Below are 15,034 nucleotides of genomic sequence, written 5' to 3'. Positions count from 1 at the left end.
TTTAATAATGATTTGTGCCTCTATTTCAGAACACATTTTATTAAAACGCCTTTTCAAAAGCACAAGATTCCAAAGGGAATTACAAAAATGGAGACATATTTTGCAAAAACGCAATAGCAGAGTAACAGGCGAGACACATCATTACCCACCACAAGTAAACAATCTTGAAACCAAAATGCAATATATAACGTACGCCGTTAGCTAAAGGCTATTCATATCAGGCTTTAGTCACCGGATTGCATTAACGTATCGAACTCACTATAACGCGAAAGAAGCGTGGACAACTCAACGTGCTGAGGCGTTCCATGCCGGTCTGGCCAACTCACGCTCACCGAGATCGATTTGAGGCTGGCGGACAACGGTGCGGCAGCGACTGCCCAGCTCACCGTGTAAAAAGGGGCCGACCAAGTCTGACCTGAGATGACATCACGATCAAAGTTTGCCGTCAGAGCCGACGACACCCCGCGTGTACGAAACCACTCCAACTGAGTTTCCGCCAGATGTAATGCATTCACCGCGTTGCTGACATAGTCGGTTTGACGCTCAACATAAGTCTGGAGCCTGACAAAGCCAAGCGCCGCTACACTGATCAACATCAGCGAGATTAAAACTTCAATCATACTGAAACCTGCAAGACTAACGCGCATACCAACTGCCCTCGCGCCAGACTATTTTTGCGTGGGTACGGCGAATGGCATCGACCGTGTCACGGTTGTAAGCAAAATCCAGTGTCGTGTAGAAGATTGCAGCCTGCCCCGTTGCTGCAAAGAACTGTCCACCGGAAACGCTGATCGCACCATGTTGAAAATACGCCGCTCTCTGGCGAACCTCGATGGCGATATCATTCGGCTCGTGCTGCAGATAACTTGCCGCCTCAAATCCGCTCCAATCTGCCAGCTGCGGAGTGTAATCGTGGTTAACCAGGAACATCACTCCTTTCAGCGCTGGCAGCGTAGCTGCGCTGGCGTCACTCATCAGCGAAAACACGCCATCGTGGATCAACAGGATGATCCCGTCGGTCATCTGACTGGCTTGCACCAGGCGCGCATAGGCCTGAGGCTCGATTTCACAGCCCCCTTCCACCCAGATATGTCGCTGTCCCATCTCCACTAAATTCGCCACTTTGCTCCCGCACGCCTCAACCCGGACAGGCAGGCCGCTGCCATGAAGCACGGTAAAACTACCGGCATCACGAATCCGTGCATACTGCCCGGCCTGCACACCGAAAAATGCCGAAAACGGCTCGACGCTCTCATCCCGGACGAAGTCCTGCCCTAAATCAGTGCCACTGGATGAACGGGTTTGATGCCCCGCCGCACAATAACCTGGCATCCCCGGTTCAGGAAAACCGGTGTATGGTGGCGTGATGGCACTTAACCCTTTGTTTTCTGCCCCTGTGGTCACCAGTTGATCCCGGTAACGAATGGCAACACATTGCCAGCCCTGCTCTGTCACGGCCCCGGGATCGGGAGTAGAGAAGGAGGCTGAACCATGAAAATAAAGGTCCGCGCTCGACTGAAGTGCTCCAGCGGATAAGTCACCGCCTATTTGAATTTCTTTACGCAAATGTGCAAAACCCGCGTTGGCGCTCACCAAAAAACCCGTCGCCGTGGACGTTACCTGCGGCAAGATGCCTTTACCATCAAGACAATCGCTCAAGATGTCCGGCCACACTTTCAACGGCTGGATCTGAGCCATGGCACACTCCAGAGCGCCTTCCGCCAACCAGTGCTGTTGACGGCTTTTGATGTGATTGTTCGCCTGTTTCAGCAGAAAAAACATCTGCCGCGCCGAGCCCAGCGTGATCACTAACGCCGCCAGTAGCAGCACACTCGTCACCAGTAAGATGGCGCTACCGTGCTGGCGTATCATCATTGCCAGTTCCTGTGTTTCAATGCCACCGATACCGCCTGACTCACGGCTGGTTTGGCCGCCAATTGCGCCTCCAGCGTGATCGACGTGAATCCGGAGCGAGTCGCATTACTGATCAACACCTGTGTCGTCGGCCGAAAAGCCGTCACTCGGATCTGCGCCGGTTCAAACAGTGAAAAGCATACCCCTTGATACCCGGAGACTGCTGCCGATACGACGGTCAGAATATCAGGATGATCTTTCTCACACAATTTCAGCTTGCCCTCCTCAAGCCGGTACACCACATGCCGGAACACCTCATTGCCGGAAGAAGCAACCCGGTAAACATATCCCAACAGAGCAGGATCCGACTCAACGTGCAGCACAGCATCTGCACCCGATAACATCAGTGATGAAGCCTCGATGCCATTGTAACCGGCGCGCTGCGCGTCTTCTTTCATTTGCTGAATGGCACTGCTGAGGTTTTGTGCCAACAACAACCGAAGACCGCGCTCTGTGAGCATACGCTGCATGCTTATCATCAATGAGCCGATCATGGCAAGTACCAACAGTCCTAATAGACTGGCCACCATCAGTTCCACCAGTGAACCGCCACGCTGACTAACACGCCGGATAACCATATTGTTCACCTTCCAGCCCACATAACTTGATCCGACTGGCGCCGAACGACGTGCCAATTCTGAGCGCCCGCTCGCGATGCTGCTTTGGATACAGATAGATTGAACCGTTTTTTATTTTGCCTCGCACCCCATCAAATTTGATTTGTTCTGAACTAAATTGAGACTCAAAGGCAATACCGTGATAACGCTGCCCCGAAAAACGCAGCAATACCGCCCCCTTTCCCGACTCATCAGAATCACTCAACCAGATCTGCCACTCTCCGCTCACATCCGGTCGCTGACTGACCTCGACATGCGCCCAGAGATCTTGATTTCGGTACACGGCTTCGGCCCGAGCCTGATGCAAAAAGCTCTCTAACGAGCGCGCCAGTTGAGTCATTTTGAAATAGTCGGACAAAGCTGAGTAAGCCGGTACTGCCGTCATCAACATAGTCAGAGTAATACCGAGCGTAATCAACAATTCCATCAAAGTGAACCCGCGAACCATTTCCCAAAATCCTGTGTAACTGACGAAATCCGCCACAATCAACTTGCGCCTATGCTACCAGTTGCGAAAAATGAGTCCCCACCAGATAAGGAAGGACTGGAAATGATTCGAAGAAAACAATGTAAGCCTTTCATCCATCGATTAAATGCAATGACATTGATCGAACTTCTGATAGTGCTCGCTATAATTGGACTGCTGGCGGCGTTTGTCTACCCAAGTTACACCGCACACGTACGTAGTGCGCACCGCCATCAGGCACTCAGCGACCTGAGCCGTATTCAGCTCTATTTAGAGCAGCACTATCGCAGTGGTTATCATGCCGGTACGGTAATCTCGGCTGGCATCTGTCTGGTGTGTGATTCAGACCCGTCACGCTATCAGTTCAGCGTTTCAGCCTCGACTCAGGGGTACCAGATCCGTGCACTGCCACAAACGGCAACCCGACAGCACCTCGATACCTGTCAGGGTCAAACTTACGAAGCCCTGACACTCAACCATCTGGGTGAATCCGCTCCTCCCCGATGCTGGCGCTAAATCGCAACCACAAAAAAGGGTTAGCCGAAGCTAACCCTTTTTATTTACCAGACCACGCCATGTTTAGCTGGTCAGGTCATCAAAAAACTTTTTCACACCTTGGAAGAAGCCATGTGATTTAGGTTTATGACGGTTGGCATCACCACCACAAGACTCTTCAAACTCACGCAGCAATTCTTTCTGACGACTGCTCAGCTTGACTGGTGTCTCAACCACCAGCTTCACGATTAGATCGCCAATACCACCACCCCGAACGCTTTTCACGCCTTTGCCACGCATACGGAACATACGTCCAGTCTGAGTCTCTTCCGGCACTTTCAGGTTCACCCGACCATCCAGCGTCGGCACTTCCACTTCACCGCCCAGCGCTGCCATCGCAAAGCTGACAGGCACTTCGCAATACAGGTTATTGCCTTCACGTTCAAAGATGTGGTGCTCTTTCACGTGCACTTGTACGTACAAGTCACCTGCTGGCGCGCCCATTTCACCGGCTTCACCTTCTCCGGATAAACGGATACGATCGCCCGTGTCCACACCCGCCGGAATTTTCACATTCAGCGTTTTGGTCTTCTGCTTACGGCCTTGTCCGTGACAAACATTACACGGATCTTTGATGATCTTACCTTTACCATGACAGGTTGGACAGGTTTGCTGAACTGCAAAGAAACCCTGGCGCATCTGCACCTGGCCGTGACCATGACAGGTACCACAGGTTTCCGGCGAAGTGCCTTTCTTTGCACCGCTGCCATCACACGTATCACAGTGTACTAAAGTCGGGACTTCAATCTCACGTGAGATACCGCGCACCGCTTCTTCCAGTGTCAGCTCCATGTTGTAGCGCAGGTCTGCGCCGCGCTGAGCACGTGCCTGACCACCGCCACGACGACCACCACCGAAGATATCACCAAAGACATCACCGAAGATATCACCAAAGTCAGCACCAGCGCCGCCGAAGCCACCGCCACCAAAGCCGCCACCGCCCTGTTCAAAGGCAGCATGACCGTACTGATCGTACGCGGCTTTCTTCTGAGGTTCGGTCAGCACCTCGTACGCTTCTTTTACTTCTTTAAACTTATCCGCGGCAGATTCATCACCCTGATTTCGGTCCGGGTGGTATTTCATCGCCAAGCGCTTATAAGCTTTCTTAATATCACGCTCAGAGGCATCACGGCTTACGCCTAATACTTCGTAAAAATCACGTTTTGACATGTTGTTCGTCACCAATTGATTACTGCAAACGACGGACTGTCGCCTGGTGTTGATATCGATATGGATAAAAAGGCCGTACTGGCTCCGTCTTATCTATAGCGACACAGTTTTCACAAACAGGCGGGCGTAAGAGTTGCCCCAAACGCCCGCTTCGTACTTCATTAGAAGTTCTGACAACAGGTGGCGCTTGGCGCCACCTGTCAGGACAAGATTACTTCTTGTCGTCTTTTACTTCTTCAAACTCAGCATCGACTACGTCGTCATCTTTAGACTGAGCCGCTTCGTCGCCGCCTTGCGCTGCTTGAGCCTGAGCTTGTTGCTGAGCGATTTCCATCAGTTTCTGAGACGCTGTCATCAAAGCCTGAACTTTCGCGTCGATGGCTTCTTTGTCGTCGCCTTTACGCGCGTCTTCCAGCTCGCTGACTGCCGCTTCAATCTTTTCTTTGTCTTCCGCTGGCAGAGCATCGCCGGCTTCTTCAACTTGCTTACGAGTGCCGTGGATCATTTGGTCTGCCTGGTTACGTGCAGTTGCCAGCTCTTCGAACTTTTTGTCCGCTTCTTTGTTGGCTTCTGCTTCTTGAACCATTTTCTCGATTTCATCATCGCTCAGACCGCCAGATGCCTGGATAGTGATCTTCTGCTCTTTACCCGTCTGCTTATCTTTCGCGGACACGTGCAGGATACCATCTGCATCCAAGTCGAAGGTGACTTCGATCTGTGGCATACCACGTGGTGCAGGCTGAATGCCTTCCAGGTTGAATTGACCCAGAGACTTGTTGTACATCGCTTGCTTACGCTCACCTTGCAGAACGTGGATAGTTACCGCGCTCTGGTTGTCTTCTGCAGTAGAGAAAACCTGGTTCGCTTTGGTTGGGATAGTCGTGTTCTTCTCAACCAGTTTAGTCATCACACCGCCCATGGTTTCGATACCCAGAGACAGTGGCGTTACGTCTAGCAGCAGCACGTCTTTAACATCACCAGCCAGTACACCACCTTGAACGGCAGCACCCATAGCTACTGCTTCATCAGGGTTCACGTCACGGCGCGCTTCTTTACCAAAGAACTCAGCAACTTTCGCTTGAACCATTGGCATACGAGTCTGACCACCCACCAGGATAACGTCAGTGATGTCGTTTACTGATAAGTCAGCATCAGCCAGAGCAACTTTCAGTGGCTCTAGAGAGCGTTGTACCAGATCTTCAACCAAAGATTCCAGTTTCGCACGAGTCACTTTTACGTTCATGTGCTTAGGACCGGTTGCATCCGCCGTTACATATGGCAGGTTCACGTCAGTTTGTGACGTAGAAGACAGCTCGATTTTCGCTTTTTCTGCTGCTTCTTTAACACGCTGCATTGCCAGTGGATCGGTCTTAAGATCGATGCCTTGCTCTTTCTTAAATTCGTCTACTAAGTAGTTGATTAGACGGTTATCAAAGTCTTCACCACCCAGGTGCGTGTCACCGTTGGTTGCCAGAACTTCGAACGTTTTCTCGCCTTCAACTTCATCGATTTCGATGATGGAGATATCGAATGTACCACCACCCAGGTCGTATACAGCGATAGTACGGTCACCGCCTTTCTTGTCCAGGCCGTAAGCCAACGCCGCCGCTGTTGGTTCGTTGATGATACGTTTCACTTCCAGACCTGCGATACGACCAGCGTCTTTAGTTGCTTGACGCTGAGCATCGTTAAAGTAAGCAGGTACAGTGATAACTGCGCCAGTGACTTCCTCACCCAGGAAGTCTTCAGCAGTTTTCTTCATTTTCTTAAGAACTTCAGCAGACACCTGAGGAGCTGCCATTTTCTGGCCTTTCGCTTCTACCCAAGCGTCACCATTGTCAGCCTTAACAATTTTGTAAGGCATGATTTCGATGTCACGCTGAACTTCTTCGTCTTCAAAACGACGACCAATTAGACGCTTAATTGCAAATAGCGTGTTAGTTGGGTTAGTTACTGCTTGACGTTTCGCAGGCTGACCTACTAGCGTCTCACCGTCAGTGTAAGCAATAACCGATGCAGTAGTACGTTCACCCTCTGCGTTTTCAATTACACGTGGTTTGTCGCCGTCCAGTACAGCAACACATGAGTTAGTAGTACCTAAGTCAATACCAATGATTTTACCCATCAGGCTATCTCCGAATAAATTCTATTTTCGTTTGGTTATATCCCCTATGTGGGGGAAGGAGAATCGGGTTTCAACCCTTGCTCACAAACAAAAATAATCAATGTTTGCTTCTCTATGCCACATAGATAAGGGCGTCAAAATGCTTTTCAAGGGTTAAAAACAAAAAAGTTATGTTTTTTTCTACTTTTTGTAAGGGTTTGTTGAAAAACCATTCACACATAAAAAAACGGAGCCACTTGGGCTCCGTTTTCTTTTGATTATCAGTGATTAAGAATTGACTTCTGCCGTTACAATCTCAACAGCCTGTTCGTCTGAGATTTCCCCTTCGGTCTTGGCAACGATGGTGTTAACAGCCGTATCACCCACTACGTTTGACGATGTACAGAACATATCGTTGATGCGATCAACCGCAGCAATGATTGCCAGACCTTCCGGTGGTAAGCCCAGTTGATGTAACAACACGCCCACCATGACCACACCACCACCCGGTACGCCACCCGCACCGATCGACAGCAGCAGAATCGTCAGACCCAAAGTAAAGATGTCGGCGGTGTTAATTGGCTGGCCAAAAGCGTTGGCAACGAACATCGTCGCCAGTGCGATATAGATAGACACACCGGACATGTTCATTGTCGCGCCCAGCGGCACACCAAAACCGGCAACAGATTTAGACACATTCAGCTTCTCAGTCAACGTGCGCATTGTCACAGGAATGGTCGCATTGGAGCTGGCCGTCGAGAGTGAGAACAGGATTTGTTCACGAGTCGCACGCAGGAACTGTTTCGGCGTCACACCCGTCGACAATCCAACCGCCATCGGATAAAACACAAAAATCCAAAATACCAGCATAGCCACCACCAGAGCGACATAACCTGCCACGGACATCAATGTGTTCGCGTTAAGTGTTGCGCCGAGTTGGATCATCAGAGCAAATACCCCATACGGCGCCAGGCTCATCACCAAACCAACCAGCTTCATCATGATCTCATTGGCCATTTTGAAAGTGCGAATCGCCGGACCACCACGCGAATCCAGAGCCTGGATCGCCAGACCGGTCAGAATCGCCATGAAAATGATTTGCAGCATGTCACCGTTGGCAAACGCCTGTACCGGGTTACTCGGTACAATGTTCACCACCAGAGAAAAGATATCTGGGGTTTCCGTCGTGGTCAGTTTGACACTTTCTGAAATCGTGCCAGCCAGATGGGCATCCGCGCCAGGCTGGAAGATTAGCCCCACAGTCAGAGCAGCAGCAATCGCGATGATGGTATTAATAATGTAGAGTGCAAAAGTTTTCCCACCAAGGCGACCAAAAGCACTGATGTCTTTCAGGTCAACAATGCCACACACAATTGATACATACACCAGCGGCACCACCAGCAGTTTGATCAGTGAGACAAACATGCCCCCTGCTCCTTCTGCCGCACCAAGCAGGTAAGTATCAAAAATAGTAACGCCGCTAAACAGGTACTGAATCGCAGTACCAATCAGCAGGCCAGCAAACAAGCCTATAAAAATTTTACTTGAGAGCGATTTATCCATCGTACGTCTCCAGGATGTTGTGTTGATCTTTTATAATAATTAAGACGTTCATTCCGTTTTAAACGCTGAACGTCAGTGCATCATACACACGACATTTACATTTTGAAGACTTTATTTACAAAAGTGTTACATCGCTCATTTTAGAATAAATTACCAATTCCTAATAAAACTCAACCACAAACCTCCAAAAAACAACCTCAACAATCACTTAACGCACAACATAACACTACTGTTGCATATTGAGTATTTTTGACCTGATCCGATCAGTCGCGATAAAAAAAGAGAGGCCAGTGGCCTCTCTTTGCTATCCGTAACGCTGCAGAATTATTTGGCAACCATCACCATCGCAGGGCGAATGACGCGGCCGTTCAGCTCATAACCTTTTTGCATCACAAACATCACCGTGTTGGACTCATGGTCAGCACTCTCTTGAATCGACATTGCTTGATGCAGTTCTGGATTGAACGCTTCACCTTCCGGGTTGATCTCTTTCAGACCAAACTTACTGATGGTATCGATAAAGGTTTTGTGTGTCAGCGTAATCCCTTCCAGGATTGGCTGAACCACTTCGCTTTCCGTATCCGCCGCCTGAATCGCACGCTCAAGGTTGTCAATAATCGGCAACAGCTCTTCAGCAAACTTGTTCAGCGCAAATTTACGCGCTTTGTCAATTTCCTGCTCAGTACGACGGCGCATGTTCTCAACTTCGGCTTTTGCACGAAGTACGGCGTCCTGCTGTTCTTTCACTTTCGCTTCGCTTGACAGCAACGCCGCTTCTAATTGTGCGATCTTCGCTTCAGTCTCATCCAGCGCCGATTCCTCGTTCCATTCGATATCCGCATCTGTGCCTACCGCTTCCGCTTCCGCTTCAGTATCGGCTTCAACCGTCTCTTGCTGTTGCAGCTCTTCTTCGTGCATCTTTTTTTCTTGGTTGCTCATGATATCTCCAGAATTCAACTTTCTTTTGGGTTTGAACCTGCTATTTCTTTAAGGTTCAGACACATAAAAATTCGCATAATAGGGTAACTTGCCATTATTATGGGGATGAAGATTTTTGATTCAAGCCCATTTCGATTGGAAAGCTTATGAAAAAACCGTTTAACGTGATCGCCATTATTGGAAAACCCCGGGATCAGCAGTCAATACAGACACATAAAGATCTGTATTTGTGGCTGACAGCCGAAGGCTACCATGTACTGATTGACGATCGTTTGAGCGACATTCTCGACGACATCCCGTCAAAGCAGTTTGCCAGCCTGATTGAACTTGGTCATGTGGCGGATCTGGCGATCGTGGTCGGCGGTGACGGAAACATGCTTGGTGCTGCCCGGGTGCTGTCGCGTTTTAACGTCTCCGTCATAGGTGTCAATCGCGGCAATCTTGGCTTTCTGACTGACTTAAACCCTGAGGACTTCCAACAAGCGCTGCATAAAGTTTTGCAGGGCGAGTATATGGAAGAAGAACGTTTTCTGTTAGAGGCCGAAGTGCACCGCCACGGCCAGGTAAAAAGTCATAATGCGGCGCTCAACGAAGCGGTACTTCATCCGGGCCAAGTCGCACACATGATTGAGTTCGAAGTCTACATTGATAACAATTTTGCCTTTTCACAGCGTTCGGATGGCATCATAGTGTCCACTCCAACCGGTTCGACGGCCTATTCACTGTCCGGTGGCGGGCCAATCTTGTCTCCGAGCTTAAACGCCATCAGTTTAGTACCCATGTTTCCACACACCCTGTCGAGCCGCCCCTTGGTGGTCGATGGCAATCGAAAAATCAAACTGGTTGTCTCCCCAGACAATCGCGGTACGCAGGAAGTCAGCTGTGACGGCCAAATCTCGTTGCCAGTATCACCGGGCGATGAAGTCCATATTTTCCAAAGTCCGAACGTACTGCGCCTGATCCATCCCAAAGATTACAGCTACTACCACGTTTTACGCAAAAAGCTGGGGTGGTCGAGTAAACTGTTTTAATTCCTTCTCCGTCAGGGCAATGCATTGCCCTGACGGCCTATGCTCACGCCTTTGTCAAACCGCCCATCTCCCCAGCTTTTTCTTCTTCATCACTCCCTTTCGCTGTCAAAACGCCGGTTTCCAAGTTACCGATCTTGCTCACAAAAAAATTTTGCCTCCCGGCTTTACTGTATAAAGAAACAGTATATACTGCACTTATATACAGTATTGTTCATTTAAACAGGTATCTAAAAATGCTGGCTCATCTAAGTGTTAATAATTTTGCGATTGTTAAGTCTTTACAACTCGAGCTATCTACGGGGATGACCACCATCACGGGTGAAACCGGTGCTGGTAAGTCCATCGCCATCGATGCGCTTGGTTTGTGCCTGGGTGGCCGGGCTGAAGCCAGCATGGTACGTCAGGGAGAAGAAAAGACGGAAGTCAGTGCGGCTTTTCATCTCGACAACAATATTCACGCAACCCGTTGGCTAGAAGATAACGACCTGCTGGACGGCAGCGAATGTATTTTGCGCCGTACCATCACCAAAGAAGGCCGCTCAAGAGCCTTTATCAACGGCAGTCCGGTCCCCCTTTCTCAACTGAAATCACTCGGCCAGTTGCTGATCAATATTCACGGCCAGCATGCGCATCATCAATTGATGAAAAGTGAGTATCAGTTGGCCATGCTGGATCAGTATGCCGGACATCTTAACCTGCTGAAAAGCACCCGTAATGCCTATCAAAAGTGGCGTCAGGCGGATAACAACCTGAAGCAACTCAAGGAAAACAGCGCCGCCAATCAGGCACAGAAGCAGCTGCTGGAATATCAAATCAAAGAACTCAACGAGCTATCCCTTGGTGAAGATGAATTTGAAGAACTCGAGCAAGAGCACAGACGTCTGTCAAACAGCGGCGAACTCGCCTCTACCTGTCAGCAAGCCATTGAACTTATTTACGAAGGTGAAGAGGTTAATGCTCTTGGTATTCTCCAATCAGCCAGTCAGTCCCTGATTCAATTGGCGGAGCTGGATGAAAAGTTGGCTGAGCTGCCGAACATGCTGGCCGACGCCATTATTCAGATTGAAGAAACCAACGGTGAACTGCGCAGCTATCTGGATGGAATTGACGTGGACCCGTCCCGAATGGCTTATGTGGAGGAACGTTTTTCTAAAGTCATGTCGATGGCTCGCAAGCATCAGGTACTGCCCGAAGTGCTGTATTCGCATCATCAGGACCTTCTGGCTCAAGTCGATGCTCTGGACTGTTCCGATGAAAGATTGAGTGAGCGGGCACAGGACGTCGAGGAAAAATATCAGGCCTTTATCAACAGTGCAGAAAAGCTGAGCAAATCGCGTTGTCGTTACGCTAAGGAACTGAACAAGCTTATTACCAGCAGCATGCACGAACTGAGTATGGAAAAAGCGCAGTTCTGTATTGATGTGGACAACAACAATCATCGTCCTTCTCCACTGGGCCTGGATACGGTCACTTTCTTAGTGTCCACCAACCCTGGACAGCCGCTGCAAGCCATTTCAAAAGTGGCGTCTGGCGGCGAACTGTCGCGTATTTCACTGGCCATTCAGGTCATCACAGCGCAGAAAGTGGATACACCAAGCCTGATTTTTGATGAAGTCGATGTCGGTATCAGCGGTCCGACCGCAGCCGTGGTTGGAAAAATGCTGCGTACACTAGGAGAGTCCACGCAGGTGCTGTGCGTCACCCATTTACCTCAGGTCGCTGGCTGTGGTCACCAGCAACTGTTTGTTGCTAAGCAGACTAAAGCAGGCAAAACCGAAACACAAATGCGGTTGTTGGATGTTGAGCAACGCGTGTCCGAACTGGCTCGCCTACTTGGCGGCAGCCAAATCACAGAGAGCACACTGGCCAACGCCAAAGAATTATTGATTGCCGCCTAAACGCGAGTCAAAAAGTCCATTTCGTTGGCAAATTTGCTTCGTTATTGCAACCAAATTCAAAATTCATGGTCAGAAACAATTCAAACAGCAGGGAGCTTTTTACATTAGCTCCCAGCTTGTTTATTATCAGCCCAGTTTAATGAATAAGTAGCTAAGAATTTAAGTATGCAATTGAAGAAGTGGTTAATCGCAGTTCCACTGGCGATGACAATGTTGACCGGCTGTTCTCTGCTGGAAAAACTGGTTTATCGCATCGACATCAACCAAGGTAACTACGTTGAGCAGGAAGCGGTCGATAAGTTGAAGTTTGGCATGACCAAGGAACAAGTACGCTATGTGCTTGGCTCTCCGATGCTCATTGAAAACGGCTACCCGAATACCTGGTACTACATTTATCACCATACCGAGGGTCACAACGATTCGGTACAAAAAAATCTGGTGGTGAATTTTAACGATGCCGGTGCTCTGACAAAAATTACCGGAGACTACCCTGCCAGTGAAGGATTCTTCGAAGGCCTGAATTGATCGCCGCTCTCCACAGACAACAAAGGCTCACCACTGGTGAGCCTTTTCACTTTGGAGCTGACATCGTCTATTCGTCGTGTTTACGTTGAGCATTGGGTTTTCCCCCGGTGACCGGGTCGGCTTTGCCTTCCATTTTGGCCTGCTCAGCACGTTTGCGGCGAATCTCTTTGGGATCCGCCAGTAACGGGCGGTAGATTTCAATCCGGTCACGATCGCGCACAGTTGCATCCAACTTAATGTTGCGACTGAACACTCCGACTTTATTTTTTTTCAAATCAATTTCCGGATAGAGCTCCAGCACACCGGATTCCCGAATGATCTCTTCTGCCGTCATGTTCTTATTGACGACCAATGCTATCACTCGCTGCTCTTGAGGTAGGGCATACACCACCTCAACATGAATCATGTCTGATTCAATACTCATAACACTCGTAAACCTGTTTTGCTCGTTTGGTAAACGCATTGACCATATTGCTGGTTAGTTCATTGAAGACCTTACCAAACGCCATCTCAATCATCTTGCTGGAGAATTCAAACTCCAGTTTCAGCTCGACTTTGCAAGCCTGTTCATCAAGCGGAGTGAAAAACCACCCTCCTTTGAGGGTTTTGAACGGGCCGTCCACCAGCGTCATCAGTATCGCCGTGCCCGGCGACAGTTCATTTGCGGTGGTAAACGTCTTACTGATCCCGGCTTTCGAGACATCGACTGAAGCCGTCATTACGCTGTCTGATGATTCATGGACACGAGCACCGGAACAACCGGGCAAAAACTCCGGATAGCGTTCCACATCATTGACCAGATCAAACATCTGCTCGGCGCTAAAAGACACCAAAGCGGAGCGGGTAACTTGCTTCATATCTACCTCTTGATACCTCGCCTGGAATTCAGGCTCTCACGGATTTTACTTTTATTCTCGTTAAGAGCAAATAAAAGGACTTCCTAACTGCAACCCAATCCGTATAATGCAGCCATTATGGCAAAGAAAAAATCCAAAACAAAAGCAGGTAGCAATACCATCGCTCTGAACAAAAAAGCACGTCACGAATACTTCATCGAAGAAGAGATCGAGGCAGGCCTGGAGCTACAGGGCTGGGAAGTGAAATCACTTCGCCAGGGTAAAGCCAACATTGCAGAAAGCTATGTGTACATGCGCGAAGGAGAAGCCTTTATCAGTGGAATGTCCATTACGCCGTTGACACAAGCATCTACTCACGTGGTCGCTAACCCGACACGCGTGCGTAAACTGCTGCTTTCACGCCGGGAGCTCGATAATCTGTTTGGCCGCATTAACCGTGAAGGAATGACACTGACGGCACTGTCGCTGTACTGGTCGCGTTCATGGGTTAAAATTAAGATAGGTGTCGCGAAAGGTAAAAAGCTGCACGATAAGCGTACTGACATAAAAGACAGAGATTGGCAACGCCAGAAAGCTCGTGTTATGAAGAGCAACAACCTGCGCTAATCTTAACCACTTAAACGCATATCACTGGACAGCTTAAGCTTTTCTGGTAGTATGCCAATCATACCTTGGGGCTGATTCAGGATTCGACGGGAATTTTGAAGTCTAAGGTGCATGCCGAGGTGCGGTAGGCCTCGTTAACAAACCGCAAAAAAATAGTCGCAAACGACGAAAACTACGCACTAGCAGCTTAATACCCTGCTTAGAGCCCTTCCTCCCTAGCTTCCGCTTGTAAGACGGGGAATCAAGGAAGGTCAAACCAAATCAAGCTGGCGTGGATTCCCCCACCTGAGGGATGAAGCGTGAGATCTAATTCAGGTTAGCCATTCGATCGCGTGTCGGTTCGCAGTTGGGTGGTGAAATTAAAGATCGACTAAGCATGTAGTACCAAAGATGAATGATTTTCGGACGCGGGTTCAACTCCCGCCAGCTCCACCAAACGTTTGGAAAGGGCCGACTCGCAAGAGTTGGCCCTTTTTGTAATCCACCAATATAGCCCAACAGTCTTAACTCACCATCCTCTAACGAAGTATCCTCCGATATAGTGTTCGTTTCACCTCGTATTTACTTTTCGAATACGCTTAAGCCAGCGAACTAGAAGAGATATAGCCAACTTATCTACTCAAACGTTAGAACTTGGGCTGACATTTTCCCGCCTAACTTTTATCAAACAGCCAATAGGAAAATAACAGTGCACTCAATTACAGTACTTTGTTGCGTTAATTCTCAAATGTTATGGAATCGACTTCTCACTCTTACCTTTTGCGAATAGTGTTTATGAGTCACTGTAAC

General features: G+C 49.1%; 15 protein-coding genes and 1 other RNA gene. 6 read left to right on the top strand and 10 right to left on the bottom strand.

Translation table 11 applies throughout. The features are described from left to right. Nucleotides 1-224: 224 nt before the first annotated feature. The 4 genes from VPR01S_RS17195 to VPR01S_RS17180 are packed head-to-tail and all read right to left on the bottom strand — an operon-like array spanning nucleotide 225 to nucleotide 2,958. Nucleotides 225-647: a type IV pilus modification PilV family protein gene (locus VPR01S_RS17195; protein WP_040903014.1), complete on the bottom strand. Its 423-nt coding sequence runs from the start codon at nucleotides 645-647 to the stop codon at nucleotides 225-227. Continuing rightward, complete coding sequence (locus tag VPR01S_RS17190) at nucleotides 637-1,875, bottom strand: hypothetical protein (RefSeq protein ID WP_021706640.1); 1,239 nt, start codon at nucleotides 1,873-1,875, stop codon at nucleotides 637-639. Before VPR01S_RS17190 ends, VPR01S_RS17195 begins: the two co-directional genes overlap by 11 nt. Continuing rightward, nucleotides 1,872-2,492, bottom strand: coding sequence for a hypothetical protein (locus VPR01S_RS17185; protein ID WP_021706639.1), 621 nt, complete (start codon nucleotides 2,490-2,492; stop codon nucleotides 1,872-1,874). The genes VPR01S_RS17190 and VPR01S_RS17185 overlap by 4 nt, the downstream gene beginning before the upstream one ends. Beyond that, on the bottom strand, nucleotides 2,473-2,958 hold the full coding sequence (locus VPR01S_RS17180) for a GspH/FimT family pseudopilin (protein WP_237668147.1): 486 nt from the start codon (nucleotides 2,956-2,958) through the stop codon (nucleotides 2,473-2,475). Before VPR01S_RS17180 ends, VPR01S_RS17185 begins: the two co-directional genes overlap by 20 nt. 123 nt (nucleotides 2,959-3,081) lie before the next feature. Here VPR01S_RS17180 and VPR01S_RS17175 point away from each other — a divergent pair, with 123 nt between their 5' ends. Then, nucleotides 3,082-3,513 (top strand): type IV pilin protein, encoded by a 432-nt coding sequence (locus tag VPR01S_RS17175; protein ID WP_021706637.1) that lies wholly within the window; start codon nucleotides 3,082-3,084, stop codon nucleotides 3,511-3,513. 63 nt (nucleotides 3,514-3,576) lie between these two features. Here the strand turns inward: VPR01S_RS17175 and dnaJ are convergent, their stop codons facing one another. The 4 genes from dnaJ to grpE form a co-directional block, all read right to left on the bottom strand. Further along, a complete protein-coding gene (dnaJ, locus tag VPR01S_RS17170; protein WP_021706636.1) occupies nucleotides 3,577-4,722 on the bottom strand; it encodes a molecular chaperone DnaJ in 1,146 nt (381 codons plus the stop codon). A 211-nt stretch (nucleotides 4,723-4,933) separates the two neighbouring features. Continuing rightward, nucleotides 4,934-6,847, bottom strand: coding sequence for a molecular chaperone DnaK (gene dnaK / locus VPR01S_RS17165; RefSeq protein ID WP_021706635.1), 1,914 nt, complete (start codon nucleotides 6,845-6,847; stop codon nucleotides 4,934-4,936). A gap of 267 nt (nucleotides 6,848-7,114) precedes the next feature. Then, nucleotides 7,115-8,389 carry a dicarboxylate/amino acid:cation symporter gene (locus tag VPR01S_RS17160; protein ID WP_021706634.1) on the bottom strand — a complete coding sequence of 425 codons (1,275 nt, stop codon included), beginning with the start codon at nucleotides 8,387-8,389 and terminating at the stop codon, nucleotides 7,115-7,117. A gap of 324 nt (nucleotides 8,390-8,713) precedes the next feature. Next, nucleotides 8,714-9,328: a nucleotide exchange factor GrpE gene (gene grpE, locus VPR01S_RS17155; RefSeq protein ID WP_021706633.1), complete on the bottom strand. Its 615-nt coding sequence runs from the start codon at nucleotides 9,326-9,328 to the stop codon at nucleotides 8,714-8,716. A 146-nt stretch (nucleotides 9,329-9,474) separates the two neighbouring features. On the opposite strand from grpE, the gene nadK reads away from it, so the two are divergent. From nadK to bamE, 3 genes are all read left to right on the top strand, one after another. Next, nucleotides 9,475-10,359, top strand: coding sequence for an NAD(+) kinase (nadK, locus tag VPR01S_RS17150; RefSeq protein WP_021706632.1), 885 nt, complete (start codon nucleotides 9,475-9,477; stop codon nucleotides 10,357-10,359). A gap of 233 nt (nucleotides 10,360-10,592) precedes the next feature. Then, on the top strand, nucleotides 10,593-12,257 hold the full coding sequence (gene recN, locus VPR01S_RS17145; protein ID WP_021706631.1) for a DNA repair protein RecN: 1,665 nt from the start codon (nucleotides 10,593-10,595) through the stop codon (nucleotides 12,255-12,257). Nucleotides 12,258-12,422: 165 nt separating this feature from the next. Beyond that, nucleotides 12,423-12,782 (top strand): outer membrane protein assembly factor BamE, encoded by a 360-nt coding sequence (gene bamE, locus VPR01S_RS17140; RefSeq protein WP_021706630.1) that lies wholly within the window; start codon nucleotides 12,423-12,425, stop codon nucleotides 12,780-12,782. Between the two features lie 67 nt (nucleotides 12,783-12,849). Here the strand turns inward: bamE and VPR01S_RS17135 are convergent, their stop codons facing one another. Both VPR01S_RS17135 and VPR01S_RS17130 read right to left on the bottom strand, forming a co-directional pair. After that, nucleotides 12,850-13,206 (bottom strand): RnfH family protein, encoded by a 357-nt coding sequence (locus VPR01S_RS17135; RefSeq protein ID WP_021706629.1) that lies wholly within the window; start codon nucleotides 13,204-13,206, stop codon nucleotides 12,850-12,852. Then, nucleotides 13,196-13,639 carry an SRPBCC family protein gene (locus VPR01S_RS17130; protein ID WP_021706628.1) on the bottom strand — a complete coding sequence of 148 codons (444 nt, stop codon included), beginning with the start codon at nucleotides 13,637-13,639 and terminating at the stop codon, nucleotides 13,196-13,198. Before VPR01S_RS17130 ends, VPR01S_RS17135 begins: the two co-directional genes overlap by 11 nt. Nucleotides 13,640-13,756: 117 nt before the next feature. On the opposite strand from VPR01S_RS17130, the gene smpB reads away from it, so the two are divergent. Both smpB and ssrA read left to right on the top strand, forming a co-directional pair. After that, nucleotides 13,757-14,245 (top strand): SsrA-binding protein SmpB, encoded by a 489-nt coding sequence (gene smpB, locus VPR01S_RS17125; protein ID WP_021706627.1) that lies wholly within the window; start codon nucleotides 13,757-13,759, stop codon nucleotides 14,243-14,245. 67 nt (nucleotides 14,246-14,312) lie between these two features. Next, nucleotides 14,313-14,680, top strand: a transfer-messenger RNA (tmRNA) gene (gene ssrA / locus VPR01S_RS22410). The last annotated feature ends 354 nt before the right edge of the window (nucleotides 14,681-15,034 follow it).

It is taken from the genome of Vibrio proteolyticus NBRC 13287, assembly GCF_000467125.1.
GTDB lineage: Bacteria > Pseudomonadota > Gammaproteobacteria > Enterobacterales > Vibrionaceae > Vibrio > Vibrio proteolyticus.
This window is presented reverse-complemented; position numbering and strand designations above follow the sequence as displayed.

Coding starts and splice junctions, on each gene's coding strand:
- VPR01S_RS17185 (WP_021706639.1), bottom strand. CDS start 2,492: ATGGTTATCCGGCGTGTTAGTCAGCGTGGCGGTTCACTGGTGGAACTG.
- recN (WP_021706631.1), top strand. CDS start 10,593: ATGCTGGCTCATCTAAGTGTTAATAATTTTGCGATTGTTAAGTCTTTA.
- VPR01S_RS17175 (WP_021706637.1), top strand. CDS start 3,082: ATGATTCGAAGAAAACAATGTAAGCCTTTCATCCATCGATTAAATGCA.
- VPR01S_RS17190 (WP_021706640.1), bottom strand. CDS start 1,875: ATGATGATACGCCAGCACGGTAGCGCCATCTTACTGGTGACGAGTGTG.
- dnaK (WP_021706635.1), bottom strand. CDS start 6,847: ATGGGTAAAATCATTGGTATTGACTTAGGTACTACTAACTCATGTGTT.
- bamE (WP_021706630.1), top strand. CDS start 12,423: ATGCAATTGAAGAAGTGGTTAATCGCAGTTCCACTGGCGATGACAATG.
- dnaJ (WP_021706636.1), bottom strand. CDS start 4,722: ATGTCAAAACGTGATTTTTACGAAGTATTAGGCGTAAGCCGTGATGCC.
- VPR01S_RS17160 (WP_021706634.1), bottom strand. CDS start 8,389: ATGGATAAATCGCTCTCAAGTAAAATTTTTATAGGCTTGTTTGCTGGC.
- smpB (WP_021706627.1), top strand. CDS start 13,757: ATGGCAAAGAAAAAATCCAAAACAAAAGCAGGTAGCAATACCATCGCT.
- VPR01S_RS17130 (WP_021706628.1), bottom strand. CDS start 13,639: ATGAAGCAAGTTACCCGCTCCGCTTTGGTGTCTTTTAGCGCCGAGCAG.
- VPR01S_RS17180 (WP_237668147.1), bottom strand. CDS start 2,958: ATGGAATTGTTGATTACGCTCGGTATTACTCTGACTATGTTGATGACG.
- VPR01S_RS17135 (WP_021706629.1), bottom strand. CDS start 13,206: ATGAGTATTGAATCAGACATGATTCATGTTGAGGTGGTGTATGCCCTA.
- VPR01S_RS17195 (WP_040903014.1), bottom strand. CDS start 647: ATGCGCGTTAGTCTTGCAGGTTTCAGTATGATTGAAGTTTTAATCTCG.
- nadK (WP_021706632.1), top strand. CDS start 9,475: ATGAAAAAACCGTTTAACGTGATCGCCATTATTGGAAAACCCCGGGAT.
- grpE (WP_021706633.1), bottom strand. CDS start 9,328: ATGAGCAACCAAGAAAAAAAGATGCACGAAGAAGAGCTGCAACAGCAA.